This window comes from Pseudoxanthomonas gei (genome assembly GCF_010119615.1).
GTDB lineage: Bacteria > Pseudomonadota > Gammaproteobacteria > Xanthomonadales > Xanthomonadaceae > Pseudoxanthomonas_A > Pseudoxanthomonas_A gei.
The window spans coordinates 1-23,856 of the sequence record NZ_QOVG01000010.1 but is presented as its reverse complement, the minus strand read 5'-3'; the positions used below and the strand labels follow the sequence as shown (position 1 = coordinate 23,856).

24 protein-coding genes and 1 pseudogene are annotated in these 23,856 nt (G+C 66.4%); 11 read left to right on the top strand and 14 right to left on the bottom strand.

Features of this window, described 5'->3' with window-relative positions; all coding sequences use genetic code 11:
- Positions 1-7 precede the first annotated feature (7 nt).
- Both DT603_RS13785 and DT603_RS13780 read right to left on the bottom strand, forming a co-directional pair.
- On the bottom strand, positions 8-235 hold the full coding sequence (locus DT603_RS13785) for a cyclase (RefSeq protein WP_211368459.1): 228 nt from the start codon (positions 233-235) through the stop codon (positions 8-10).
- Positions 232-1,140: a DMT family transporter gene (locus DT603_RS13780; RefSeq protein WP_162350561.1), complete on the bottom strand. Its 909-nt coding sequence runs from the start codon at positions 1,138-1,140 to the stop codon at positions 232-234. The genes DT603_RS13785 and DT603_RS13780 overlap by 4 nt, the downstream gene beginning before the upstream one ends.
- 112 nt (positions 1,141-1,252) lie before the next feature.
- Here DT603_RS13780 and DT603_RS13775 point away from each other — a divergent pair, with 112 nt between their 5' ends.
- Complete coding sequence (locus DT603_RS13775) at positions 1,253-2,182, top strand: LysR substrate-binding domain-containing protein (RefSeq protein WP_162350560.1); 930 nt, start codon at positions 1,253-1,255, stop codon at positions 2,180-2,182.
- A 147-nt stretch (positions 2,183-2,329) separates the two neighbouring features.
- Positions 2,330-2,497, top strand: a complete 168-nt coding sequence (locus tag DT603_RS13770; RefSeq protein WP_162350559.1) for a hypothetical protein — start codon at positions 2,330-2,332, stop codon at positions 2,495-2,497.
- Positions 2,498-2,550: 53 nt separating this feature from the next.
- Here the strand turns inward: DT603_RS13770 and DT603_RS13765 are convergent, their stop codons facing one another.
- Positions 2,551-3,453 carry a DUF2785 domain-containing protein gene (locus DT603_RS13765; RefSeq protein WP_211368449.1) on the bottom strand — a complete coding sequence of 301 codons (903 nt, stop codon included), beginning with the start codon at positions 3,451-3,453 and terminating at the stop codon, positions 2,551-2,553.
- Complete coding sequence (locus DT603_RS13760) at positions 3,450-3,800, bottom strand: GFA family protein (RefSeq protein WP_162350558.1); 351 nt, start codon at positions 3,798-3,800, stop codon at positions 3,450-3,452. The genes DT603_RS13765 and DT603_RS13760 overlap by 4 nt, the downstream gene beginning before the upstream one ends.
- Positions 3,801-3,914: 114 nt before the next feature.
- Here DT603_RS13760 and DT603_RS13755 point away from each other — a divergent pair, with 114 nt between their 5' ends.
- Positions 3,915-5,726, top strand: coding sequence for a DUF885 domain-containing protein (locus DT603_RS13755; protein WP_162350557.1), 1,812 nt, complete (start codon positions 3,915-3,917; stop codon positions 5,724-5,726).
- A 9-nt stretch (positions 5,727-5,735) separates the two neighbouring features.
- On the opposite strand, the gene DT603_RS13750 is transcribed toward DT603_RS13755, so the two are convergent.
- From DT603_RS13750 to rraA, 4 genes are all read right to left on the bottom strand, one after another.
- The gene (locus tag DT603_RS13750; protein WP_162350556.1) at positions 5,736-6,962 is read right to left on the bottom strand and encodes an EAL domain-containing protein; all 1,227 of its coding nucleotides are present in this window, start codon (positions 6,960-6,962) and stop codon (positions 5,736-5,738) included.
- A gap of 40 nt (positions 6,963-7,002) precedes the next feature.
- On the bottom strand, positions 7,003-8,250 hold the full coding sequence (locus tag DT603_RS13745) for an HD domain-containing phosphohydrolase (protein ID WP_162350555.1): 1,248 nt from the start codon (positions 8,248-8,250) through the stop codon (positions 7,003-7,005).
- Positions 8,251-8,353: 103 nt separating this feature from the next.
- The gene (locus DT603_RS13740) at positions 8,354-10,183 is read right to left on the bottom strand and encodes an ATP-binding cassette domain-containing protein (RefSeq protein WP_162350676.1); all 1,830 of its coding nucleotides are present in this window, start codon (positions 10,181-10,183) and stop codon (positions 8,354-8,356) included.
- A gap of 32 nt (positions 10,184-10,215) precedes the next feature.
- Positions 10,216-10,695, bottom strand: a complete 480-nt coding sequence (gene rraA / locus DT603_RS13735; RefSeq protein WP_162350554.1) for a ribonuclease E activity regulator RraA — start codon at positions 10,693-10,695, stop codon at positions 10,216-10,218.
- Positions 10,696-10,912: 217 nt separating this feature from the next.
- Here rraA and DT603_RS16120 point away from each other — a divergent pair.
- Positions 10,913-11,182, top strand: a pseudogene (locus DT603_RS16120) (energy transducer TonB); the annotation flags it as partial.
- Between the two features lie 337 nt (positions 11,183-11,519).
- Complete coding sequence (locus DT603_RS13725) at positions 11,520-12,380, top strand: DUF72 domain-containing protein (protein WP_162350552.1); 861 nt, start codon at positions 11,520-11,522, stop codon at positions 12,378-12,380.
- Between the two features lies 1 nt (position 12,381).
- On the opposite strand, the gene DT603_RS13720 is transcribed toward DT603_RS13725, so the two are convergent.
- On the bottom strand, positions 12,382-12,807 hold the full coding sequence (locus DT603_RS13720) for a TfoX/Sxy family protein (RefSeq protein WP_162350551.1): 426 nt from the start codon (positions 12,805-12,807) through the stop codon (positions 12,382-12,384).
- Positions 12,808-12,862: 55 nt separating this feature from the next.
- On the opposite strand from DT603_RS13720, the gene DT603_RS13715 reads away from it, so the two are divergent.
- Positions 12,863-13,810 carry a DMT family transporter gene (locus DT603_RS13715; protein ID WP_162350550.1) on the top strand — a complete coding sequence of 316 codons (948 nt, stop codon included), beginning with the start codon at positions 12,863-12,865 and terminating at the stop codon, positions 13,808-13,810.
- 16 nt (positions 13,811-13,826) lie between these two features.
- Here DT603_RS13715 and DT603_RS13710 read toward each other — a convergent pair whose 3' ends face one another.
- The 4 genes from DT603_RS13710 to DT603_RS13695 form a co-directional block, all read right to left on the bottom strand.
- Entirely contained in the window at positions 13,827-14,900 is a 1,074-nt protein-coding gene (locus tag DT603_RS13710; RefSeq protein ID WP_162350549.1) for a sensor domain-containing diguanylate cyclase, read from the bottom strand.
- 134 nt (positions 14,901-15,034) lie between these two features.
- On the bottom strand, positions 15,035-15,769 hold the full coding sequence (locus tag DT603_RS13705) for a pseudouridine synthase (protein WP_162350548.1): 735 nt from the start codon (positions 15,767-15,769) through the stop codon (positions 15,035-15,037).
- Between the two features lie 5 nt (positions 15,770-15,774).
- Positions 15,775-17,838 (bottom strand): DEAD/DEAH box helicase, encoded by a 2,064-nt coding sequence (locus DT603_RS16330; protein WP_162350547.1) that lies wholly within the window; start codon positions 17,836-17,838, stop codon positions 15,775-15,777.
- Positions 17,839-18,048: 210 nt separating this feature from the next.
- A complete protein-coding gene (locus tag DT603_RS13695; protein WP_162350546.1) occupies positions 18,049-19,074 on the bottom strand; it encodes a fatty acid desaturase in 1,026 nt (341 codons plus the stop codon).
- 201 nt (positions 19,075-19,275) lie between these two features.
- Between DT603_RS13695 and DT603_RS13690 the strand changes: the two genes are divergently transcribed.
- Together DT603_RS13690 and DT603_RS13685 are read left to right on the top strand one after the other, a co-directional pair.
- On the top strand, positions 19,276-19,776 hold the full coding sequence (locus DT603_RS13690; RefSeq protein ID WP_162350545.1) for an RNA polymerase sigma factor: 501 nt from the start codon (positions 19,276-19,278) through the stop codon (positions 19,774-19,776).
- 26 nt (positions 19,777-19,802) lie between these two features.
- Positions 19,803-20,474: a serine/threonine protein kinase gene (locus DT603_RS13685; protein WP_162350544.1), complete on the top strand. Its 672-nt coding sequence runs from the start codon at positions 19,803-19,805 to the stop codon at positions 20,472-20,474.
- A 67-nt stretch (positions 20,475-20,541) separates the two neighbouring features.
- Here the strand turns inward: DT603_RS13685 and DT603_RS13680 are convergent, their stop codons facing one another.
- Positions 20,542-21,054: a DUF4019 domain-containing protein gene (locus DT603_RS13680; protein WP_211368447.1), complete on the bottom strand. Its 513-nt coding sequence runs from the start codon at positions 21,052-21,054 to the stop codon at positions 20,542-20,544.
- Between the two features lie 266 nt (positions 21,055-21,320).
- On the opposite strand from DT603_RS13680, the gene DT603_RS13675 reads away from it, so the two are divergent.
- The 3 genes from DT603_RS13675 to DT603_RS13665 all read left to right on the top strand — a co-directional run.
- Entirely contained in the window at positions 21,321-21,560 is a 240-nt protein-coding gene (locus DT603_RS13675; protein WP_162350543.1) for an RNA-binding S4 domain-containing protein, read from the top strand.
- A 53-nt stretch (positions 21,561-21,613) separates the two neighbouring features.
- Entirely contained in the window at positions 21,614-22,174 is a 561-nt protein-coding gene (locus DT603_RS13670; RefSeq protein WP_162350542.1) for a LemA family protein, read from the top strand.
- Positions 22,171-23,856 (top strand): DUF2207 domain-containing protein (locus tag DT603_RS13665; RefSeq protein WP_162350541.1); only part of this gene is annotated, 1,686 nt, incomplete at its 3' end. The genes DT603_RS13670 and DT603_RS13665, both read left to right, overlap by 4 nt.

The following is a 23,856-nucleotide window of genomic DNA, read 5'->3' as shown; positions in this document are numbered from 1 at the left end:
GCCGGCCCTAGCTGCGCTTGTGCGCCTCCTCGATGATCCGCTTGTTGGCGATTCGCACCGCCCCGACCATCAGCAGGCGCAGCTCATCGACGAGGTACCCGGCCAACGCCGCATCCGCAATATCGTCGCCCTCGATATCCAGCCGGAACTGCTGCCCCTGCAGGCCGCCGCCGTTGCTGAAGTCGATCTCGAAATCGAACACCACGCGCTTCTGCACGCCCACTGTGGCACTCACTTCGCCGTGGAGCGCTGGCTGACTGCAACGCTGCCGAGGATCAACAGCCCCGCCGCAATCATGGCCGGGGTCACCGGTTCATCCAGGAACAACCACGCGAAGGCCGCGCCGAACAACGGGACCAGGTAGGTCACCACCGCCGTGCGGGTGGGACCAATGCGCTGGATCAGGCGGTAATACATCAGGAAGGCCAGGCCCGTGCACAGCACGCCCAGGGCGATGGCGCTGGCCCAGGCGGCCGTCGATATCGGCCCGGCAGGCCAATGGGTAAGCGCGAACGGGGCCAGCAACAAGGCCGAGCAGCTCAGGGTGCTGCCGGCCGAAGCGGCGGGCGGCAGGTGCGCCATGTGCCGGCGCACCAGGTTGAGTCCGACGCCGTACAGCAGGGCTGCGCTGGCGCCCGCCGCCACGGCCCAGCCCACGCTGAGGCCGGCCACCTTGCTGGTCGCCAGCAGCACTACGCCGGCGAATCCCGCAAGCAGGGCCAGCGCACGGCGCACCCCGATCTTTTCGCCGAAGAACAGGAATGCCACCAGAGCCGCGAACAGCACCGTCATGGCATTGCAGATCGCACCGATCGCCGCTGGCGAACGCTGCGCCGCCCACGCGAACAGCAAGAATGGAATGGCCGAATTGACCAGCGCGATCAAGGCGAGCCTGGGCCAGATGCCGCGATTGAAAGCGGCACGGTCGCGCCACAGGAACGGCAGCATCACCAGCGCGCCCAGGGCCAGGCGGATATCGACCAGGGCGAACGCGCCGAACGGTTTCGCCGCCACCCGCATGAACAGGAACGAGCCGCCCCAGATGGCGCCCAGCACCAGCAACTCCACGGGAGTGCGCCAGTCCCGTTCGGCCGCCGCAGGTGCACGGCCCGCCTCCACCACTGCCGACTTCACCGCCATCGCACCCTCCCGCATTTGTGCCAGCACCTTATTGTCCGTAAACCGGCAACGCCCACAAGCGCGTACTATCCCGCCCAGCCGCAAATCTGGCTTGTGGCTGGAGGTTATAGCCGTGAACCTGCGCCCCGCCCTGCTGCCGGCCCTCGGCGTGTTCGCCGCCGCGGCGCGCCACCAGAACTTCGCCCATGCCGCCGAGGAGCTGCACCTGACCGCCAGTGCGGTCAGCCACCACGTCCGCAAGCTGGAATCGCAGCTCGGCGTGCTCCTGTTCCAGCGCAATGCGCGTGGCGTCACCCTGACCGCCGAGGGCCGGCAACTGGCCGATGCGGCGACGGCCGCCCTGGGCGACATCGCCGCCGTCGCAGCCAACCTCCACCACGGTGGCAGCATCACCACGCTGCGCATCTCCACCCTGCATTCGCTGACCTACTGCTGGCTGCTGCCGCGGTTGCCGCGGTTCTGCGCGGCGCATCCGCATATCCGCCTGAATATCGAAACCAATATCGCGTTGACGCGCTTCGACGAGGACGGCCCGGACCTGGGCATCCGCCACGGGCCGGGCCAATGGACGGGACTCACGTCCCATCATCTGATGGACGACGAACTTTTCCCGGTGGCCTCCCCGGCTCTGGACGGCATCGGGATGGTGCTGGAGCCGCGCCAGATCGCATCCCTGCCATTGGTCAGCGACATGGCGTCGCAGGGCTGGCGTGACTGGTTCCGCGCCGCCGGCGTGCGCGGCCTGGAATTGCCGCCGATGCATGTCTTCAGCGACAGCACCGACGCCATGCGCGCGGCCGTCTACGGCATTGGCGCGGCGCTGGCCCGCAGGCAGATCGTCGCGCCCTACCTGCAGCGCTATGAACTGATACGGCTGCCAGGCCCTGCGTTGAAGGCGCGCTTCTCCTATTACGCGGTACATCCGACGCACCGCCCGCTCTCTGCGGCGGCGGGATTGTTCATCGACTGGATGAAGCAGGAGGTGCTGGACGAGCGCGTACCGTTGCCCGCCACCGCCGAACGACAGCCAGCGTCCGCCTGAAATTCCGCCGCAAGCTCGGCGATCCACACGCGCCAGCTTCAGAAGCCCTGATGCCTGATGCCTTCTGACGGCAACATTGCATGTTCTTCATGGAGGTCGTGGCAGGCTTGCAGCCACTGCAGCCCGTCCAACCTCTGGAGTGCCCCCATGAACATGCCCGAACATTCCGACCTGCCACCCGAGCTCGACCCGGCGCAGGGCGATGTAGTGCTCGAACCACCGAAAAAGCCAGGAGAGCAACCCGGCAAGCGCCACAGCCAGGAGCGCAACGATCCCGCCGTGCAGCCGGGCGCCAGCGAGCCGCCGGAAACCTAGCAAAGCATGCCGCCCCGGGCCGGGCCTGCATGCGCTGTTGCGGAGTCTCTGGATCAGGGAACCGCTTTTATCGCCCTTGCCGCCGCTAGCTCGAGGCTCTTGAGCCCTGCATCCTGCGATTGTTGTGCCTCGAAGTGGATCGCAGTGAGGAAGGCCAGCAGATCGTGCCGGCGCGCCAGCCACGCGGTATCGGCATAGGCTCCGGACGGATCGCCGATCTTTCCGGGCAACGCAGCGAACCAGGCAGTCCACTCCACTTCGGTCAGCGCGCCGCGTCTGGCGACATGAAGCACGGGGCGCGCCAGACGTCCCGGTTCGCCGTAAATATAGGCATGCGCGGACTGCGGTACCGCCTGCGCCGCGACGGCGCCCAGGATGACATCCAGCTGCGCGCGTTGCAGGGCCGGATTCATGGCCAGCTGCATCAGCCAGTCGCTGCCATGCGCAATCCCGTGGCGCCAACCCTGGACATTGTCGTAGCCGCGATAGTCACGTATCGAGGTCAGGTATTGCGCCCCGGCCTCGACCATGTCCGCCCGTTCTTCCGGCCTCATCCATTGCGCGATGCGATCGGTACGGGCCACCTCGGACAACACCAATGCGGAAAACGGGCGGCGGAAACCCGCTTCGTCCACGTCCTGCAGCATGGCGTAGAGGCGATCGCGCAACTGCCGGCGCATGCCGGCATCCAATTGGTCGCCACGCAACCACGCAGTGAGTGCTTCGTAGGCGATACCGTCGCGCAGCAGCGGGTCGGGGCTGGAGAGGCAAGCCAGCAGACCCAGCGCGAGCGCATTGCGCGTGGTGGCGTCCTCGACCACGAAACCCTGGCGCTTGAGCAATTGCAGGGAAGCGGCGTCGGCGCATTCGGGAGGACAGTCATCGCCTGCCCGGACCGGTGATGCTGAAAGCAGACCGCCGGCCAGTATCAGCAGCGACGCTGCAAGTGCCCTCACAGCCTGGCGCCATCGTACTCGTTGATCTTCAGCGTCTTCAGGTCGAGGTCCGGCAGGCAGCGCACGTTCACTGCGATCATTTTCGCGCCAGTCTTCGGATTGTCGCCCTCGCTGAACGGCGCTATCCCGCAGGTGCTGCAGAAATGGTGGTGCAGATGGTGCTTGTTGAAAGTGTAGGTGCCCATGTCGGCTTCGGGCGTGGTCATGGTCAGCGCCTCGCGTGGCCCGAACCAGAGCAGGCCGCCGCGACGGCGGCAGAGCGAGCAGTTGCAATCGGCCACCTCGGTGATATCACCGTCCACTTCGAACGCGATCCTGCCGCAGTGGCAGCTTCCGGAATGTTTCATGTGAAGACTCCTTCGTCGTGGGGCGAGCATATGCCATCGGCACATGCACTGACAGGCGGTTTTGCCTATGCTCGGGGACTTGGTGCATACCGCACTGCAACGGGATTCCATGGAATGCGCCACAGCCTGCTCGCCCTCGCCCTGCTTACCAGCCTTGCCGCCTGCCAGAAGGCCGAGGCACCCGCTGCCGACGTTGCAGCCGCGCCTGTTGCCGCCTCCGGCGACACCGCCGAGGCCGACGCGAAATTCGCCGACCTGTCGGCGCGCGCGCTGGATGGCTGGTTCCAGCTGTCCCCGGTTGCCGCCACCCAGATTGGCGAACACAAATACGACTCCGAGATCGACGACCTCAGCGCCGCGGGCCGGCAGAAGGGTGTCGATTTCGGCAAGAAGATCCTGGCCGAACTCGATGCGCTGGATGCCAGCAAACTGTCGCGCCAGAACCAGGTGGATGCGGCCATCCTGCGCAACCAGCTGCAGTACGGAATCTGGGACACCGAAACCCAGCAGGGCTGGGCCTGGGATCCGCAGGTCTACAACAGCCTGGCCGGGGGCGCGCTGTACAACCTGATGGCGCGCGAATTCGCACCCTTGCCCGACCGCCTGCGTTCGGCCACCGCGCGCATGGAGAAGATCCCCGCCCTGCTGGCACAGTCGCGCGAGAATCTCGATCCGGCGCGCGTTCCCAAAGTGCACGCGGAAACGGTGCTGAAGCAGAACGACGGCATCCTCAGCATCGTCTCCATGTTCATCACCCCGCACCTCAAGGAACTGCCGGAAGCCGATCGCGCGCGCGCCGAGAAGGCGAGCGAAGCCCTGGGCAAGGCGGTGGCCGAGCAGAAGCAATGGCTGGAAAAAACCCTGGTGCCGAACGCCAAGGGCGACTTCCGCATCGGCCAGACCATGTATGACCAGAAACTGCAGTTCGCATTGCTGTCCTCGCTGTCGCGTGCCGAGATCAAGCAGCGCGCCGAAGGCGAACTGAAGCGCGTGCGCGAAGAGATGTACGGCATCGCCCGCACCGTGTTGAAGGACAAGGCGGGTGCCCCGCCAATGCCCGATGCACCCAGCGACGAACAGCAGCAGAAGGCGATCGAGGCGGCACTGGAGCTGGCCTACGCCGACAAGCCGGCCCGCGACAAGGTGGTTGAAGCGGCCGAGGCGGCATTGAAGTCGGCGACCGATTTCGTCCGCGAGAAGGACCTGGTCACCCTGCCCGACTCACCGGTGAAGATCATCACCATGCCCGAGTTCCAGCGTGGCGTTGCCGTGGCCTATTGCGATTCGCCCGGCCCGCTGGACAAGAACCTGGAGACCTTCTACGCGGTCTCGCCGATCCCGGAGGAATGGGATGCGAAGAAGGTCGATTCGTTCCTGCGCGAATACAACGGCCGCATGATCCACCTGCTCAGCATCCACGAAGGCACGCCGGGCCATTACCTGGAAGGCTGGCATTCGGCCAAGTTCCCCTCGACCCTGCGCGCCGTGCTGCGTTCGGGCATGTTCGCCGAGGGCTGGGCGGTGTACACAGAGAACATGATGGCCGAGGCCGGCTACATGGATAACGATCCGCTGTTCCGCCTGGTGCAGCTGAAGTTCTACCTGCGCACTATCGCCAACGCGATCCTCGACCAGGGCGTGCACGTGGACAACTGGACCAAGGAGCAGGCGATGGACCTGATGGTGCGCCAGACCTTCCAGCAGGAACGCGAAGCCGACGGCAAGTGGACCCGCGTGCAGCTGACCTCAGCGCAATTGCCCACGTACTTCGTCGGCGTGCAGGAGCACTACGACACGCGCAAGGCGATGGAAGCCAAGCTGGGCGACAAGTTCAACCTCAAGGCCTACCACGACCAGATCCTGTCCTATGGCGCGCCGCCGGTGCGCTTTGCCCGCGAACTGATGCTGGACCAGCCGATCGAGTAATCCGACCGGTCAGGAAGCGCTGGCCAGCAGGGCCAGCGCTTCCTCGGCCGGCTGCGGCCGGCCCGGGTAGTAACCCTGGCCGTGGTCGCAGCCCATCTCGCCCAGGCGCGCCCAGGTTTCCGCATCCTCGATGCCTTCGGCCACTGCGATGGCGCCCATTCCGTGCGCCATCTGGATCATCCACGCCACCAGCCGCCGGGCACGCGCGCTGCCGGCCAGGTCGTGCACGAAGCTCATGTCGATCTTGAGTTCATCGACCGCAAAGCGCCGGATATAGGAAAGCGACGAATAGCCGGTACCGAAGTCGTCGATGGAGATGCCAACCCCCACCGCATGCAGGGCCGACAGCGCTTCCACGAGCTGCTCCTGGTTATCCACGAACGCGGTTTCGGTGATCTCCAGCACCACGCTGCCAGGCGCGATCTTCCACAGCCTGAAGGCGGACGCCATCTGTTCGACGAAGCCCGGTGCCGTCAGCGCCACCGGAGAGATGTTGACCGCGCACTTGATCCCGGGATGCGCCTCGATGAACGGGGAGCAATGGCGGAAGGTCGCATTGAGGTTCCAGCGGGTCAGCTCGTGGATCAGCCCGGCCTGCTCGGCCATCGGCACGAATACCGCCGGCCGGATCTGTCCGTGCACGGGATGGACCCAGCGTGACAGCGACTCGAAGCTCTTCAGTTCACCATCCTGCATTGAGAACACCGGCTGAAGGAAGAGCTGCATCTGGTTGCCGGTGATGGCCGCCTGCAGCTCCTCGTAGCCCACCAGGGTGGAGGACAAGCCGGCGTGCAGGAAGTGGCGTTCGCGCAGCTCCCAGGCGCGCCTGCAGGCGACGTCGGCCTGACGGCACAGCAAGGTCGGCGTTCCTGCATCGGCCACCGCGCAGGCGCCCACCGCCACGTTGGTCCAGGCCGGACGGTTGCGGACCTGCAGCGGCTCCTGGAACGTACGCGACACTTTCGCCGCAGCCAGCGACACATGGTTGCGGTCGGCCAGGCCGGGCAGGACCACCGCGAAATCGCATTCACCGATACGCACGGCCACATCAACGCTGCGCAGGCATTCCCGCAATCGCGCTTCGAACGCCAGCACCAGCGCGTCGCCCGCCTCGTAGCCGAACATGGCCTCGTAGTCGTGCAGGTTGCGCATGCGCACGATCAGCAAGGCGCCCTCGCCGGTAGCCGGCGATGCCAGCCGCTCGATGGCATCGAACAACAATTGCCGATTCAGCACCCGTCGCTCCCCCGCTCGCGCCGGCGCGCCATGGCGCGGCTCAAAGGTACAGTTCCCTGGGATCGAGCCCGTAGGCACCCACCGGCAGGCTCTTGCGGATGCTCACCTGGGTGGACAGGTTGCCGCCAGCCAGGGTATCGCGAAGATCAAGCGCCTCGAAGCCGTTGCGCAGCTTCTTGGAGACGTCGGTCAGCAGCATCACCCGCGGGAACAGCCGGCGGATGGGGTTCTGCGCCATCACCACGGCCACCTCGCCGGTGCTCAACTCGACCAGCGTGCCGACCGGGTACACGCCCAGGCATTGCACGAACTGCTCGACCAGGTCGGCCTGGAACAGCCGGCCCCGCGCACGGTACAGCTGTTGCAGCGCTTCGTACTTGGAAGAGGCGGCGCGATACGGACGCGCGCTGGTCATGGCATCGAACGAATCCACTATGCCGGCGATGCGTCCGAACAGCGGGATGCCGTCACCGGCCAGCCCCGAGGGATAGCCGGAGCCATCCTCGCGCTCGTGGTGGGTCTCGATGATGTCCCGCACGAACAGGTTGTCCGCGCCGGATGCATCGTAGAGCCGCACGCCGTGCTGCAGGTGGCCATGCACTATTTCCTGTTCCGCCGCATCCAGCAGCTCCCTGCTTTCCAGCAGGGCCTCGGGCACGGCGGTCTTGCCTATGTCCAGCAACAGGCCGCCGGTGGCCATGTCGTGCAATTGCTGGTCGCCCAACCCCAGGTGCCTGCCGAACGCGGCCATCAACGCACAACAGTTCATCGCATGGCTGTAGGTATAGCTGTCATGGTGGCGCATCGTCTCCAGCCAGAAATAGGCGTCGGGATTGCGCAGCACGCTTTGCACCAGTGGCGTGACCGCCTGGTCGACCACGGCTTCATCCAGCTTGCCGCCTGCGCGCACGCTGGCGATCAGGTCGGCCGTCGCCAGGCGCGCCGTCTGTACCGCCTCGTGGACACGTGGCAGCTCTTCTTCCACCTTCCTGTGCACCGGCCGCGGACGGCTGTTGACCAGCGTGGCGATCGTCGGCAGCTCGTACGCGGCGACCACATGGGCAGGCCGCTCCAGGCGCTGCAGCGTGGTGCGGATGAAGGTCTCGCTCTTGATCGTGTCCACGAACACGTGCCGGCAGTATTGGGCCAGCAGGTCGATGTCGTCCTGGGTCTGGACCAGGAAACCCTGCAGCAGGAACGGCGTGCCGATCCAGTCCCGGTCAAGGCGGCTGACGTACATCCCCGGGCGCAGGCTGGCGACGCCGATTTGCTGTTCTTCTATCAGCACCTGTATAGGTATCCGAGCATCACTGCATTGGGTTGCAGCGGCGCAAGGCACCGCCTGAGGGGTAACGCTAACAGACGAATGAAGGGAGCAGGGTGAATCGACGTCAGGCCACCGCCACGAATCCACCCGTCTGCCGCTTCCACAAGCGGGCATACAGGCCGTCCAGCGCAATGAGTTCGGCATGGCTGCCCGTCTCCACCACCGCGCCCCCCTCCATCACCACCAGCCGGTCCATGCGCGCGATGGTGGACAGGCGATGGGCGATGGCGATGACGGTCTTGCCGTGCATCAGGGTGTCCAGGCTGTCCTGGATGGCGGCTTCTACTTCCGAATCCAGCGCCGACGTCGCCTCGTCCAGCACCAGCAGCGGCGCATCCTTGAGCAGCACCCGGGCGATGGCAATGCGCTGGCGCTGGCCGCCTGACAGCTTGACCCCGCGTTCGCCGACCTGCGCCTCGTAGCCGCGCCGGCCCTCGCCATCCACCAGACCGGCGATGAAGCCGTCGGCACGCGCGCCACGCACGGCGGCGATCACCTCGGCTTCGGTCGCATCGGGACGCCCGTACAGCAGGTTCTGGCGAATCGACCTGTGCAGCAGCGAAGTGTCCTGTGTGACCACGCCAATCTGTCCGCGCAGGCTTTCCTGGGTCACTCCGGCGATGTCCTGGCCGTCGATGAGGATGCTGCCAGCCTCCAGGTCGTACAGTCGCAACAGCACGTTGACCAGGGTCGACTTGCCCGCTCCGGAGGGACCGACCAACCCGATCTTCTCACCCGGGCGCACGTGCAGGTCCAGCCCCGCGATCACCCCACCCTGCTTGCCGTAGTGGAAATGGATGCCGCGGAATTCCACCTCGCCACGGCTGATGACCAGGCGGCGTGCGTCGGCGACGTCGACCACGGCATTGGGCCTGGCCACCGTTTCCATGCCGTCCTGCACGGTGCCGATGTCCTCGAAGATGCCGTTGACCACCCACATGATCCAGCCCGACATGTTCTCGATGCGGATCACCAGCCCGGTGGACAGCGCGATATCGCCCACCGTGATCAGGCCCTGCTGCCACAGCCACAACCCCAGCCCGGCAGTAACCACCACCAGCAGCCCGTTTAGCACGGTCAGGGTCACGTCCATGCCGGTGGTCATGCGGGTCATGGCGCGCACCTTCTCCACGTTCTCCTGCACGGCCTCGGCCACGTAGGCGTCTTCCTGGCGCGTGTGCGCGAACAGCTTGAGGGTGGCGATATTGGTGTAGCCGTCGACGATGCGCCCCATCAGCGCCGAGCGCGCCTCGGAGGCCTTCCATGAGCGCTGCTTGACCCGCGGCACGAAGAAGGCCAGCGCGCCGATGTACAGCAATACCCAGACGATCAACGGCACGGTCAAGCGCCAGTCCGCCTGCGCGAACAGGACCAGCGCGCTGCCGGTGTAGACGCTCACGTACCACAGCGCATCCACGATCTGCACGGCCGATTCGCGCAGGGAGGCACCGGTCTGCATGATCCGGTTGGCGATGCGGCCGGCATAGTCGTTCTGGAAGAACGACAGGCTTTGCCTGACCACGTACTGATGCTGCTGCCAGCGGATGCGCGCAGTCAATCCGGGCGTGACCGCCTGGTGCATCAGCAGGTCGCTCAGGGCGATCAGCAACGGACGGGCGATCAGGGCGACGAAGGCCATGAGGGCGAGTTCGCGTCCATGACGGGCGAAGAAACCCGCCGCCGGCACTTCGCGGGTCAGGTCGACCAGCCGGCCGAGGAAATCGAACAGCGCCACTTCCACCAGCGCCACCGCGAATCCAAGCGCACACATCACGCCCAGTACCAGCCAGGCCTGCCGCAGGTAGTGCAGGTAGAAGCGGGCGATCCCGCGCGGCGGCATGCGCGTGTCGGGCTTGCCGAACACGTCGATCAGGGATTCGAACCAGCGGAATATCATGCGGCCATTATCGCCTGCCGCAGGCGCTCCTACAGGAGCAGGTCGCGTCCTGCGACAATCACGCCGCTGCCATCGGCATACAGCCAATGGCCGGGAACGAAGCCGACTCCGGCGAAATGCACCCCGACATCCACTTCACCCAGCCCGCGCCGCTCGGTCCTGAGCGGGATCGCAGCCAGTGCCAGCACGCCCAATGGCAAGGTCGCGATGGCCTCGACATCACGTACGCAGCCGTGGATGAGCAGGCCCTCCCAACCGTGCTCGACCGCATTGGCGGCAATCAGGTCGCCCAGCAGCGCGCGTCGCAGTGAACCGCCGCCGTCCACCACCATGACCTTGCCATGGCCATCGGTGCCGGCCAGTTCACGCACGCGCGAGTTGTCCTCATGGCAGCGCACGGTGACGATGCGTCCGTGGAAGGCCGGCCTGTCGCCGAAGCTGCGGAACAGCGGCTCGACAACCGAGACATCGGCGTTCGCATCGCAAAGATCCGGGGTAGTCCATGGCATGGCGTCGCCTCACGGAGTTTTTCTGGATTCTATAGGGACGCCGCAGGCTGTAAACGGGTTGCCTATACTTCCGCAATCAGGGCACAGCGCGCTGCGGGGATGCGGGGATGCGGGGATGCGGATGAGAATGCAGGTGATGCTGGCGGTGGGATTGATGGCGCTGATGACAGCCCTGGCGCCTACTGGCGGCGCGCTTGCGACGCCAGTGGCAGACGCGGATCTGGGCGCCAGCCTGGACATAAGCTCGAGAGACCTCAACCCGCCGCGCTATCCGTCGGAGGAAGCGCGCGCCGGCATCTCCGGGACCACCGTGCTGATCATCGACGTGGACGCGAGCGGCGCAGTGAACCAGGTGAGCGTGGAGAAGTCGAGCAGGAACCAGAACCTGGACCAGGCCGCGATGCAGGCCGCCCGCACGTGGCGCTTCAACCCCGGCCGCCAGCGAGGCCAGGCGGTCGCAGGCAGGGTCAGGGTTCCGGTGCAGTTCGACATGGGCCCGGAGCCCGCATTGGACATGAGCTTGCCCCTGCCGGCCTGGGATGCCGCCCATCCCATCATCACCGGCGCGGCCGAGTGCGACGAACAGCTGCAGCGCATGCTCACCTGCGCCAAGGGCAGGATTCCCGAGGCGGCGTTCGAGCTGATGCTGCGCAACGCCGATGCCATGCAGCGCGGCCTGGCCACGCTCACTGTCGAGCAACGACAGGAAATCGGCAGGCACTGCGCCACCAATGCCGAGGCTGCCGCCGCGAACCAGCGTGCACTGGGCTGTATTCCCTGATGTCCCTCCTTCAACCGAATCCCTCGCCCGCGTGGTCCATCCCATGACCAGGAAAGCCAGCAACGCCCCCGACCTGTTCGCCGACTTGCCAGCGTTTCCTGCCGCGCCCCGCATCCGCGTGGGCATCGGCGGCTGGACCTATGTGCCGTGGCGGGGCGGCATGTTCTATCCGGTCGGCCTGGTGCAGCGGCGCGAGCTGGAATACGCAAGCCGCCAGCTCACCTCGATCGAGGTCAACGGCACTTATTACGGCGCGCAGAAGCCGGCCACCTACGCCAAGTGGCGCGACGAGACGCCGGAGGGGTTCCTGTTTTCGGCCAAGGCGCCGCAGCGGATCATGGAATCCAGGGCGCTGGCCAAGACCGCGCACCAGATAGAGGACTTCATTGGCGGCATCGTGGAACTCGGCGACAAGCTGGGGCCGCTGGTCTGGCAGTTCGACAAGGGCAGGCGCATCGATGGCGCCGAATTCGCGGGCTTCGTCGAATCTCTGCCGGCGGAATACGGAGCGCGCAAGCTTCGCCATGTGCTGGACGTGCGCGACCCCGGCTTCGTGGATGCGGACTATCTTGCACTCGCGCGCAAGCACGGCATGGCCACCGTATTCACCGACTCGGAGGAACATCCCTCGTTCGCCGACCTGACCGCTGATTTCGTGTACGCGCGCCTGATGCGCTCGCGTTCGTCCGTGGCAACAGGCTACCCGGACGCCGAGCTGGCCACGTGGTGCCAGCGTGCCCTGCGCTGGGCCCAGGGCGAGGATCCGCAGGATCTTCCGCACCTCGCCAGCGCCCAGGCAGCCGGCAAGCCTCGCGACGTCTTCATCTATTTCATCAGCAGCGCCAAGGAACGCAACCCCGCCGCCGCCATGGCCTTGCTGCAACGCCTGGGCGCCGTGCGCTGAGTCAATCCACAGGCTGGTTCCTGCCCGTCGGCTTGTTCCCAAGCTTCTTGGGAAGCTTCTTCTCTGGCTTCTTCGCGGGAATCTTCGCCGACGGTTTGGCCTGGCTGCGCTTGCGCAGGGCCGCCTCATAGGCCATCCGCGCCCAGGGCTGCATGGCCTGGGCCGACTCCATCGCCTCGGCCGGCGGCAACCAGTAGCTCGTCGCCACCGGCTTGCCCTTGCCCTGGTAGACGAACGGGTGCCCGCCCGCTGCACGGAACGCTTCCAGTGTGGGTGCGTCGGTCTTGAGGAAGAGCTCCTCGCCGATCACCAGACCGATGATCACGTCGCGGTGGTAGAGGCCCTTCCCGCCGAACATGCTGCGCAGGGTGACCGGTCCCAGCAACGAGAACAGGTCGCGCAGGTAATCGGAGAAGGAGTCACTCATAACCGGAGAGCCTGCTACGTGTCGCCGGCAAGCCGGCTTCGGCGACAATGGTGGCATGCCCGTCTCTCCCCACGCCAAGGCCCAGTTGCAGATCCACTTCTGCGTGCTGCTGTGGGGCTTCACCGCGATCCTGGGCAAGATGATCACCCTGCCCGCCCTGCCGCTGGTGTGGTGGCGCATGCTGCTGGTAGTGGTTGCGCTGGCGGTGTTGCCCAGCGTGTGGCGCGGGCTGCGGGCCATGCCCTTGCGCACCACCCTGGCCTACGCCGGCATTGGCGGTCTGGTGGCGCTGCACTGGCTGACCTTCTATGGCGCGGTGAAGCTGGCCAACGCCTCGGTGGCCGCGACCTGCATTGCGCTGGCGCCGGCCTTCACCGCCGTGGTCGAACCCTGGCTCACCCGCAGGCCGTTCTCGATGCGCGAGCTGGCGTTCGGACTGGCGGTGTTGCCAGGCGTGGCGCTGGTGGTCGGCGGCGTGCCGCACGGCATGCGCACCGGCATAGCCGTCGGCGCGGTGTCGGCGTTGCTGGTGGCAGTGTTCGGATCGCTGAACAAGCGCATGGTCGATGGCGGCGACCCGCTGACCGTGACCGGCGTTGAACTCGGCGCAGGAACCCTGCTGCTGACCCTGCTGGCGCCGCTGATGCCGATGCTGTTTCCCGCCTTTGCCGGTGACCTGCTGGTCATCCCCAGCCTGCATGACGGCGTCCTGCTGCTGGTGCTTGCCATCGTCTGCACGCTGCTGCCGTTCGCGCTGTCGCTGGTGGCCCTGCGCCACCTGACCGCATACGGCGTGCAGCTGGTGACCAACCTGGAACCGGTCTACGCGATCATCCTGGCCATCGTGTTGCTGGGCGAACAACGAGAACTGACCCCGCTGTTCTACCTGGGCGTGGCGATCATCCTGGTCGCCGTGTTCCTGCATCCTTTGCTGGACCGGAACAAGCGCGTCAAACATCCCGAAGTGATCGGCATGTCCGAAGCCAAGAACATCGTCGACTGAGGCCGTAAAAAACAGCCTAGGGCGCCACTTCCACCCGGTCGCGACCCGCGCGCTTGGCCGCATACAGGGCTTCGTCGGCACGGCGGAAGGCATCCTCCGGCGTGTCGTCGCGAGGCCTGATTTCGGCCACGCCGATGCTGACCGTGACCGGCAGGCCGATCGGCAGCAGTGACACCGACTGGCGCAGGAACTCGCACTGCAGCCTGGCCGTTGCCTGGTCGCTCTGCGCAAGGAGCAGCACGAATTCCTCGCCTCCGTAACGCGCCGCCATGCCCTTGCCGGCGAACTGCGCCTTCAGCATGGAAGCCAGCTCCACCAGCACCTTGTCGCCTTCGGCATGACCGTGCAGGTCGTTGATGGCCTTGAAGTTGTCGATATCCAGGATCGCTATGCAAAGCCGTTGCCCACTGGCCCGGGCCTTTTCCATTTCCCCGACCAGGGCCACTGCAAAGGCGCGCCGGTTCGCCAGGCCGGTCAGCGAGTCGGTGCGGGTCTGTTCGGCCAGATCGGCGTTCTGCCGCTCCAGTGCGGCCTGGTAGTCCTGCAGTTGCTGCTCGTACCACGCGCGATCGCGCAGCTGCAGGCTGAGCTCGCTGCTGACCCGGCGCAACTCGAGTAAGCGCGACACCTGCCGCGACAATGCCTTGAGCGCTTCCAGCCTCGGAGGATCCAGCTGCATGGCTTCGCCACCGAATACGCACAGCGTGCCGATCGCATGGCCGTCGTTGCTCTTCAACGGCGCGCCTGCGTAAAAGCGGATGCCGCCCTGCGCGGTCACCAGCGGATTGTCGTGGAAGCGCTCGTCGATGGCCGCGTCGGGCACCACCATGACCTTGTCCGGATCCAGGATCGCATGGCCGCAGAAGGACTCGTCGCGGCTGGTCTCGGTGAGCTCCAGGTTGTGACGGGCCTTGAACCACTGCCGGTCCGCATCGATCAGCGAAACGGTCGCCGTTGGCACGCCGCAGATGCTCGAGGCGATCAGCACCAGGTCGTCGAAGGCTTCTTCGGACGCCGTATCCAGCACCTCGTAGCGCTGCAGCGCGGCCAGGCGCGCCGCCTCGTCGTGCGGCTTGTCCGGTTTGATCATGGGTAATGCTCCTGGGCCGGTGAACGATGGCCAGCAGGATATATACGACAGTCGCAGTGAACCACATCCTGCGGTCTCGCATTCCCGCACTGGCCAGCTTCAGTCCATGCAATCGCCTGCGCAGGCGCGCCACCTCACCAGTCGGTGCGTTGCGGCAGCAGGCCGCGCAATTCGACCTCGGTGAGGTTGCGCCATTGCCCGATCTTCAGCGCACCCAGCTTGAGGTTGTCGATGCGCACCCGGCGCAATTGCTTGACCCGGTAGTCGAATGCATCGGACATGAGGCGGATCTGCCGGTTCAGCCCCTGGGTCAGCACGATGCGGAAACCGAACTTGGCCAGTCGCGCGGTCTTGCAGGGCAAGGTCACCTCGTCACGGATGCGCACGCCGCGGGCCATGCCGCGCAGGAATTCGTCGGTGACCGGCTTGTTCACCGCCACGTGGTATTCCTTCTCGTGTTTGTTCTCGGCGCGCAGGATCTCGTTGACGATGTCGCCGTTGCTGGTCAGCAGGATCAGGCCTTCCGATTCCTTGTCCAGGCGCCCGATCGGGAAGATCCGCTCCTGGTGGTCGACGAAGTCGATGATGTTGCCGTCGACGGCCTGCTCGGTGGTGCAGGTGATGCCCACCGGCTTGTTCAACATGATGTAGACATGCTTGCGGCCGCCCGCCTTCTTCTGGCGCACGCGCAGTTCGTGGCCGTCGACCTTGACTTCGTCGCCCTCGCCCACCACGGCGCCCATGCCGGCGGCGATGCCGTTGACGGTGACGCGGCGCGCGGCGATCAGCCGGTCGGCTTCGCGCCGGGAACAGAAACCGGTTTCGGCGATATGCTTGTTGAGGCGGGTGCTGGCGCGCTCATCCGTCATGACGGTCACTCACGCGACTTCGGCGGACCCTTGCGGTGCAGCTTGCCCGGCGGACCCGGCTTGAAACCCGACGGCTTGCCACCCGTGCGCGCGCCGGCCGGCTTGAACTTGCGCGGCGCATCGCCACCGTCGTCGCCCTCGCCCACCTTGTGGATGCGCAATTGCTGCCCGGACACCCACACCTTCTTCAGGTGCATCAGCAGTTCCTTGGGCATGCCTTCGGGCAGGTCCAGCACGGTGTAGTCGTCCTGGATGTCGATGCGGCCGATGTACTTGCTGTCCAGGCCGGCTTCGTTGGCGATGGCGCCGACGATGTTGGCCGGCTTCACGCCATGCGCGTGCCCCACTTCGATGCGGAACGATTCCATGCCCACGTCGGGCTTCTCACGCGGCACCCTGTCAGCATGTGGACGCTCGAAAGCGGGTTTCTCGAAAGCGGGCTTTTCAAAGGCAGGCCGGTCGAATGAAGGACGCTCGATGCGCGAGGCCTCGTGTGCGGGCTTCTCGAATGCCCTGGGCGCGCGCTCGGAAGGAGCGGAGCGCTCGAAGGTCGCAGGCGCCTCGCGACGTGGCGGGCGGGCGTCACGATCGAACGAGGCGGGGGCGTCGCGGCGCTGCGGGCGCTCTTCACGCCCGAACGGCGCGCCGGGCGCGGGGCGCTCGCTGCGACCCGGACGCACGCTGCCTTCGGGGCGCTCGTGATGGCGCGGGGTGTCGAACGCCTGCGGCACATGCGCGCGATCGGGCGACAGCAGCAGCGGCGTGGAACCCTGTACCAGGTGCGCCAGCGCGGCGGCGATGTCGACCATCGGCACGTTGTGTTCCTGCTCGTAGCCTTCGACCAGCGAACGGTAGTCGCCGGCCTGGCCGGCAGCCAGGGTGTCGGTGATGCGGCTGAGGAATTTCTCCACGCGGCGGTCGTTGACGGCCTCCACGCTGGGCAGCTTCATTTCCTCGATAGGCTGGCGGGTGGCGCGCTCGATCGAGCGCAGCATGCCCTTCTCGCGCGGAGTGACGAACAGGATCGCCTCGCCGCTGCGGCCGGCGCGGCCGGTGCGGCCGATGCGATGCACGTAGCTTTCGGTGTCATAGGGGATGTCGTAGTTCAGCACATGGCTGATGCGTTCCACGTCCAGGCCGCGCGCGGCCACGTCGGTGGCCACCAGCACGTCCAGCTTGCCGTCCTTCAACTGCTGGATGGTCTTTTCGCGCTGCTGCTGCTGGATGTCGCCATTGATCGCCGCGGCGGCCAGTCCGCGCGCCTGCAGCTTGCCGGCCAGCTCGTCGGTGGCGGCCTTGGTGCGGGCGAAGATGATCATGGCTTCGAACGGTTCGGCTTCCAGGATCCTGGTCAGCGCGTCCAGCTTGTGCATGCCGCTGACGAACCAGTAGCGCTGGCGGATGTTGGTCGCCGTGGTGGTCTTGGCAGTGATGGTGACTTCGCGCGGGTCGCGCAGGTAGGTCTGGGCGATGCGGCGGATGGCCACCGGCATGGTCGCCGAGAACAGTGCCACCTGGCGGGTCGGCGGGGTCTTCTTCAGCACCGCCTCGACGTCGTCGATGAAGCCCATGCGCAGCATCTCATCGGCTTCGTCCAGCACCAGCGTGGTCAGCTCGGAGAGGTCCAGGGTGCCGCGATCCAGGTGGTCGATGACCCGGCCCGGCGTTCCCACCACCACGTGCACGCCGCGCTTGAGCGCCGACAGCTGCGGCGCGTAGCCCTGGCCGCCGTAGATCGGCAGCACCACGAAACCGGGAATCTTGTTGGCGTAGCGCTGGAACGCTTCGGCTACCTGGATGGCCAGCTCGCGGGTCGGCGCCAGTACCAGTGCCTGCGGCTTCTTCTGGTCGAGCTTGAGGCGCGACAGGATCGGCAGGGCGAAGGCGGCGGTCTTGCCGGTGCCGGTCTGGGCCTGGCCGAGCAGGTCCTTGCCCTCCAGCAGGGTCGGGATGGTCGCGGCCTGGATGGGCGAAGGCGACTCGTAGCCGATCTCGGTGACCGAGGCCATGACCGGGGCCGAAAGGCCGAGGTCTGCGAAAAGGAGGGGTGATTCTGCTTCGTTGGACATGACGTGAAACTCCGGCGCGCCCCGGAAATGGGCCTACGCAAGGCGATATTGTGCGCCCTGCGACAAGAGCTGTCGCCCTAAAACAGCCACAAGGCCCGCCGGGGCGGGCCTTGAAAGGTTCGTTCCGCGGTTGCAGACGCGGGGTTGCTGGGCTGCCGTTGCGCGTAAAAGCTGGCCAGGCAGCCGGGCAAGCCCGGCTCTAAAAAAGACTTATGCGCCAGCCTGCCGACGGTAGCCGAAGCCGACCATCCGCTGCGACTGCTCGTCCCACAACTTCAGGCGTGCGGACTTGAGGCTGGACCACAGGGTCAGGCGGGTCGCCGACTGCAGCAGTTCGCTGGACTCGAAGGCCTCGCGCAGGCGGTAGTTGGGGATGCGGCTGGCCAGGTGATGGATGTGGTGGTAACCGATGTTGCCGGTGAACCAGTGCAGCACCGCCGGCAGGTCGAAATACGAGCTGCCCGATACCGCTGCCTTGCCGGCGTCCCACTCTTCCTTGCGCGTCCAGTAGGCACCTTCGTAGGTGTGCTGCACGTAGAACAGCCACACACCCATGGCGCCGGCCAGCAGCACGATGGGCAGGTGCACCATCAGCACGGTGTGCCAGCCGATCAGGAAGCCCAGCGAACCGCCCACCACCAGCAGCATCAGGTTGTTGAGCATCACGCTTGCCCACTCCTTCTTCCAGCTGAAGGGCAGATCGAACGGGAAACGGTGCTTGATGACGAACTGGTACAGCGGCCCGATGCCCAGCAGCACCGGCGTGCTGCGGTAGAAGCGATAGGCAAACCGTCCGAGCCACGAGCGTGCTTCGTATTCGGCTACGGTCAGCGTTTCAATGTCGCCCATCTCGCGGCGATCCAGGTTGCCCGAGGTGCCATGGTGGACCGCGTGGGTCTTCTTCCAGTAGCCGAACGGGAACAGCGTGATCAGGCCCAGGCTGGCGCCGACGATGTGGTTGGCACGATCGCTGGCGAAGAAGGAGCCGTGCCCGCAGTCGTGCTGGATGATGAAGAGGCGGACATAGAAGCCGGCTGCCGGGATGGCCATCAGCAGTGTCCATCCGTAGCCCCAGCCATCGACCACGCTCCAGGCCATCACTGCCCAGATGGCAAGCAGGGGAGGCAGGGTGTTGAGCAACTGCCAGATGGCGCGGCTCAGGCGGGGCTTGGCGAAGTGTGCACACAACTTGCGCAGCTGGGCGGCCGGCGTGGCCGCCTGGATATCGGAACTCAAGAGGCATCTCCAGGAAGAGACAGGATTGTCAGGGACGGATAGGGTCAACGCAATGACATGCGCCGGCGTATGGCCCGTTTTGTTCATCCTGCCCCATTTTCACCGCCGCCCTGGCAGCGCAGTGTGATTTTTGCCGCCCCGGCGCGAATCACGGGGTACACAAGCACAATCATGCAGGCCCAAATGGGATACACCGCCACCATGGCTACCGAAGCAAGCCGGCAGGAACGCTTCGCCGAACGGGTCGAACGCCACCGCGGGATCATTTTCAAGGTGGCCAACACCTATGGGCACCACCCCGACGACCGCGACGAACTGGCCCAGGAGATAGCCGTGCAGCTGTGGAGAGCCTTTCCCGGTTATGACCACGCGCGTCCCTTTTCCACCTGGATGTACCGCATCGCCCTGAACGTCGGGATCTCGCACGTGCGACGGGCGGCAAGTCGCCACGAACATGCCGTGCCACTGGACGTCGAGCTGCACGACATCCCCGATGACAACGGCGCCGACCACGAACGCGACCAGCAGGTCCGCGCGCTGCACCGCTTCATGGCACGGCTGCACACGCTCGACCGCGCCCTGCTGTTGCTGTACCTGGAAGAGCACACCTACCGGGAGATCGCCGAGATCCTGGGCATCACCGAAACCAACGTGGCGACAAAAGTCAGTCGCCTGAAACAACGCATCCGCTCTGAAATCTGACCGCCCGCGCGCGCATGGAAAACCTCATGGAACTCGATGAAATCAAGATGGCCTGGCAGGCCCAGGACCGCAAACTGGAGCGACAGAACGCAATCAACTTCCAGCTGCTCAAGGATGACGGGACGCGGCGGGTTCGCTCCAGCCTGCGGCCGCTGGCTTGGGGCCAGCTTGCACAGATGGCCTTCGGGGTCCTGTTCGTGCTGTTGGCGGCATCGCTGTGGATGCGGGCAGGTTCCAGCCCGGGCCGCCTGCCATGGCACCTGGTCGCGGCAGGCGTGCTCGTGCATGCGTATGGCATTGCCGCCATCGCAATGGCCGGTTGCACCCTCGGCCTGGTCCGCACGATCGACTATGCGTTGCCGGTCGTGGCCATCCAGAAGCAGCTTGCCAAGTTGAGGCGGCTCTACATCTTCGGCGGGATCGTCGCCGGCCTGCCCTGGTGGTTCATGTGGGTGCCGGTGCTGATGGTGCTGGCCGCGCTCGGCGGCGTGGACCTGTATGCCCGGGCCCCGTCCCTGGTCTGGATCGGCATGGGCGTGGGTGCTGCGGGCCTGGCGGGAAGCTGGTGGCTCCACCATTGGTCGCGCAGCAGCCGGCGCCCGCAGCTGGCCAGGACGATGCAGGACGGCATGACCGGCAGCAGCCTGCGCAACGCGCAACGCATCGCCGATGAAATCGCCCGCTTCGAACAGGAATAGGGACCCGGAAAAGACGAACCCACCGCCAGGGTGGGTTCGCATGAAAGCCGGGGCGTGCCGACCTGGTTCAGCGCAGGCTGTAGCCCGAAACGCGCCAGGTCTTGTCGTCGTCCAGGTGGAAGGAGACCAGTTCACGCACCGGCTGCGGCGCATTGGCGAACTTGGTCGCATACACCACGTTGATGTAGTTGCCGGCGGGCACCTGGCCACCGGCGGTGTAGGCCGAACGGGTGACGGCCACGCGCTTGCGTTCGGCCGGCGCGCCCAGCTTCTTGCGGTCGGCGCTGATCTGGCTGACGAAGGTCTGCCTGTTCACCAGGTTCTTGGCGACCTTGGAGGCGCCATCCCAGACTTCGCCGGTCTTGCTGGTGTCCACCAGCTGCACGACCTTGGCCGCGGCCTTGGTGATCTCGGCATCCTGGCGCGTGACCTGCGCCTGCTGCTCGGGCGTGAGCTTCTGCTGCTGCGGCGCCGGACGGGCGGCGACCGGGCGCGCGGGTTGCGCGGCCTGCTGCTGGGCGCCAGCGGCGGCGGTGAAAACGAGCAGCGAAGCGAGCAGTGCGGAACGCGAAATCTTCATGGGTTCTCCGGAGCGTAGGGACCTGGCAACGGCGGCTAGTCTACGACAGCGTATGGCGCGTGGGCCGGGCTCCCGCGATCCAGGGTGGATGCGGCGGTCGGCGGCATTGCCAGTGCCGATCCAGCGCAGCGGATCGACACGCCCGGTAGTGCAGCAGCAGCGGCGGGACCTGCACGTGACGCCGCCAGCTCCCGCACGCCGCGATTGACGAAGCGCCGGGCACCCCCGAACCTTGCCTGCCCCATCCAAGCCCCAGGCCTGCCGCCATGCCCTTGCCCGTCCAGCACCTGGAGTTCGAACTGGAACACGACTTCGTCGAGCTCAACCAGCTGCTGAAGCTGAGCGGCCTGTGCGACAGCGGCGGTGCCGGCAAGGCGCTGGTGGCCAGCGGCGTAGTCGTGGTGGATGGGGTGATCGAACTTCGCAAGACCTGCAAGATCCGCGCAGGCAGCGTGGTGGAGCTGGAGGGTGTGCAGATCCACGTGGTGGCACCCGGCCAATCCTGAGCGCGGCCAGGTCCGCGCATTGCCCTTACCTCCCACCCCCGCAGACACAGCCCATGAGCCTCGCCCTGATTGTTGCCGCCGCCCTTGCCCTGGCCCTGCCGGCGTGGGGGGTGACGGCCTACAACCGCCTGGTGCGCCTGCGCAACCAGGTACGCACCGCGTGGGCCGATGTCGACGTGCAGCTGGTCCGCCGGCATGACCTGGTGCCTTCGCTGGTGACGGCGGTGCGCGCCTATGCCGGCCATGAGCAGGCGGTGCTTGCCACGGTCACCGAACTGCGCGGGCAGGCCCTCTCCGCGCAGGCGCCGGGGCCGCTGGGCACGATCGAATCGGCGCTGGCACAGGGCATCGGTCGCCTGCTGGCCTTGCAGGAAGCCTATCCCGACCTCAAGGCCAGCGAAAACTTCGCCCAGTTGCAGCGCGACCTGGTACAGGTGGAAGAACAGCTGCAGTACGCGCGGCGTTTCTACAACGGTGCGGTGCGCGATCTGAACGATGCGGTGCAGCGGGTACCGGACCTGTGGGTGGCCCGCGCCGGAGGGTTCGGCAACGCGGAGTTCTTCCAGGCAGAGGACCAGGGCCGCGAGGCGGTGAAAGTGGAGCTGGCCCGATGAAATTCCTGGCCTTGCTGCTGTCGCTGCTGCTGGCCGCGCCGCTGGCGGCCCAGGAGCGCATCCTGTCCTACGACAGCGAAATAGACGTGCATGCCGATGGCAGCCTGGAGGTCACCGAGCGCATCGCCGTGCGCGCCGAAGGCAACAGCATCCGCCGCGGCATCTACCGCGACTTCCCGACCCGCTACAAGGACCGCCATGGCAACCGCGTGGTGGTCGGCCTGGAGGTGCTGGAGGTGCGGCGCGACGGTCGCAGCGAACCGTGGTTTACCGAAAGGAAGTCCAACGGCCTGCGCATCAACACCGGCAACGACGACTTGCTGCCGGTGCCCGCGGTATTCACTTACACCCTGCGTTATCGCACCACGCGCCAGCTCGGCTTCTTCGCCGACCACGACGAGCTGTACTGGAATGCGATCGGCACGGGCTGGGAGTTCCCCATCGAAAGTGGCAGCGTGGAAGTGCGCCTGCCGTCGCCGGTGCCGGTCGACCGGATCAGCGTCGAGGGCTACACCGGCGTGCAGGGCGAACAAGGTCAGGGCTACGACGCCCGCAGCACCGGCCCCGGTAGCGCGCGCTGGCTGCTGACCGCGCCGCTGGCGCCGGGCGAAGGCCTGACCATCGTGACCGGCTTCCCCAAGGGCGTGGTCGTCGAACCCTCGCGTGCGCAACGCTGGGCCTGGTTGCTGAAGGACAACCGCGGCGTGTTACTGGCGCTGGCCGGTCTGGGCGTGCTGCTGGTGTTCTGCGTGCGCCGCTGGCACCGGCTGGGTCGCGACCCCCGGCCCGGCGTGATCATCACCCGTTACCAGCCGCCCGCAGGTTACTCGCCCGCCGGGCTGCGCTTCATGCAACGCATGGGCTATGACACGCGCTGTTTCTCGGCCGACCTGCTGTCGCTGGCGGTTTCCGGCAACCTCCGCATCCTTCGCGACAAGGCACTGCTGGGCGACGACTGGACGCTGGAGAAAACCGACACCGCCAGCCCCGCGCCGGCCGCGGAACAGGGGATCCTGCAGGAGCAGTTGTTCAGGGACGGCAACCGCAGGCTGGAGTTGAAGAACTTCAATGCGGCGATCTTCTCGGGCGCGCAGTCGGCGCATTCCGGCGCACTGGAAAAGCGCTTCAAGCCGGCGCTGTTCGCACGCAACGGCAACAGCATCGCCGTCGCTTTGCTGATCGCGTGCGTCGCCGGCCTGCTGGCCGTGGTGCTCAGCGGTGGCGGCGGCCTGCCGCTGATCATGGTCATCATCGTGCTGATGCTTGCGACGCTGATCGGCTTCGCGGTCCTGATCAAGGCGCCGACTGCGGCCGGACGCAGGCTGCTGGACGAGATCGAGGGCCTCAGGCGCTACCTGTCGGTTGCCGAACGTGACGAACTCAGGCGCCTGCCCGGCCCGGATGCGCCGCCGGTGCTGGATGCGCTGCGCTATCAAATGCTGCTGCCCTACGCGGTGGCGCTGGACGTGGAAGACGCCTGGACCGCGAAGTTCACGGCTGCCGCCGGCGCTGCCGCGGTGGCTGCCGCCACGGCCGGCATGTCCTGGTACCAGGGCGGCAACCCGGGCAGCCTGGGCAACTTCACCCGGGACATAGGCAGCAGCCTCAGCTCGCAGATCGCTTCCTCCTCCAGCGCGCCAGGCAGCGCGTCGGGTGGTGGCGGGGGTGGCTCCTCCGGTGGT

Coding starts and splice junctions, on each gene's coding strand:
- DT603_RS13780 (WP_162350561.1), bottom strand. CDS start 1,140: ATGGCGGTGAAGTCGGCAGTGGTGGAGGCGGGCCGTGCACCTGCGGCG.
- DT603_RS13770 (WP_162350559.1), top strand. CDS start 2,330: ATGAACATGCCCGAACATTCCGACCTGCCACCCGAGCTCGACCCGGCG.
- DT603_RS13760 (WP_162350558.1), bottom strand. CDS start 3,800: ATGAAACATTCCGGAAGCTGCCACTGCGGCAGGATCGCGTTCGAAGTG.
- DT603_RS13755 (WP_162350557.1), top strand. CDS start 3,915: ATGCGCCACAGCCTGCTCGCCCTCGCCCTGCTTACCAGCCTTGCCGCC.
- rraA (WP_162350554.1), bottom strand. CDS start 10,695: ATGCCATGGACTACCCCGGATCTTTGCGATGCGAACGCCGATGTCTCG.
- DT603_RS13725 (WP_162350552.1), top strand. CDS start 11,520: ATGACCAGGAAAGCCAGCAACGCCCCCGACCTGTTCGCCGACTTGCCA.
- DT603_RS13720 (WP_162350551.1), bottom strand. CDS start 12,807: ATGAGTGACTCCTTCTCCGATTACCTGCGCGACCTGTTCTCGTTGCTG.
- DT603_RS13715 (WP_162350550.1), top strand. CDS start 12,863: ATGCCCGTCTCTCCCCACGCCAAGGCCCAGTTGCAGATCCACTTCTGC.
- DT603_RS13710 (WP_162350549.1), bottom strand. CDS start 14,900: ATGATCAAACCGGACAAGCCGCACGACGAGGCGGCGCGCCTGGCCGCG.
- DT603_RS13705 (WP_162350548.1), bottom strand. CDS start 15,769: ATGACGGATGAGCGCGCCAGCACCCGCCTCAACAAGCATATCGCCGAA.
- DT603_RS16330 (WP_162350547.1), bottom strand. CDS start 17,838: ATGTCCAACGAAGCAGAATCACCCCTCCTTTTCGCAGACCTCGGCCTT.
- DT603_RS13690 (WP_162350545.1), top strand. CDS start 19,276: ATGGCTACCGAAGCAAGCCGGCAGGAACGCTTCGCCGAACGGGTCGAA.
- DT603_RS13685 (WP_162350544.1), top strand. CDS start 19,803: ATGGAACTCGATGAAATCAAGATGGCCTGGCAGGCCCAGGACCGCAAA.
- DT603_RS13680 (WP_211368447.1), bottom strand. CDS start 21,054: ATGAAGATTTCGCGTTCCGCACTGCTCGCTTCGCTGCTCGTTTTCACC.
- DT603_RS13675 (WP_162350543.1), top strand. CDS start 21,321: ATGCCCTTGCCCGTCCAGCACCTGGAGTTCGAACTGGAACACGACTTC.
- DT603_RS13670 (WP_162350542.1), top strand. CDS start 21,614: ATGAGCCTCGCCCTGATTGTTGCCGCCGCCCTTGCCCTGGCCCTGCCG.